2 protein-coding genes are annotated in these 694 nt (G+C 60.8%); both read left to right on the plus strand.

Translation table 11 applies throughout. The features are described from left to right. Nucleotides 1–246: 246 nt before the first annotated feature. Nucleotides 247–414 (plus strand): hypothetical protein, encoded by a 168-nt coding sequence (locus HUK84_RS21515; protein WP_176641959.1) that lies wholly within the window; start codon nucleotides 247–249, stop codon nucleotides 412–414. 44 nt (nucleotides 415–458) lie between these two features. Continuing rightward, nucleotides 459–694: TetR family transcriptional regulator (locus HUK84_RS21520; RefSeq protein WP_246285822.1), on the plus strand; the 236-nt coding region annotated here is incomplete at its 3' end.

Below are 694 nucleotides of genomic sequence, written 5' to 3' on the forward strand. Positions count from 1 at the left end.
GCCTTGCCGGGCGCGCGCGTCTTTCCGCCCGGGGACGCCGCCGCCGCCGCCCATGCCGGTATGGCCGGGACCGCCAGGGCCGTCGTCAAGAGGCATGTCAGAAGACGCGTGGCCTGCTTCATCTTGGTCATCCCATTCTTCAGGCGGCGGGGCCCGGTGATTCCGGCGTGGATTGAATGTTCATTCAGACATTGCGTCTACGAAATAATAAATCCGTCACTTTCTTGAAGGATTGCGACCTGGTGCATGGAAAGTGAAACGCTCGTTCAACAAGGAATCAGCAGGAATGCGCGCCGCGGCAGCCCGTATCATCCGCATGGCCTGTTTCGTGGCACGTTAAACGCCCATGCAGCGATGACATTCCATGATTTTACTGAATATATCCGTAATTCCATCTGGTCATGGGCGATCTGAAAACGGGAGTTGAACGCGTATTCAGTTTATGGCACGGTATGTTCATGAGCCAATCCTCTCATCTGACGCCGGTCGAGTTGAAGCGCCGCCGGGAACTGGTGGCCGCGACGCTGGATATATTGGTCGAGCATGGCCTGGCCGGCGCGACGATGGCCCGCATCGCCGGGCATGCCGGCGTGTCACCCGCGCTGCTGGTCCATTATTTCGGCGACAAGGACACGCTGCTGGGGCTGGCGTTCCGCGGCACGGCCGCCGCGCTGTCGGCCGATGTCGCGCGGGC

The organism is Nguyenibacter vanlangensis (genome assembly GCF_013376155.1).
GTDB lineage: Bacteria > Pseudomonadota > Alphaproteobacteria > Acetobacterales > Acetobacteraceae > Gluconacetobacter > Gluconacetobacter vanlangensis.

Coding starts and splice junctions, on each gene's coding strand:
- HUK84_RS21515 (WP_176641959.1), top strand. CDS start 247: ATGGAAAGTGAAACGCTCGTTCAACAAGGAATCAGCAGGAATGCGCGC.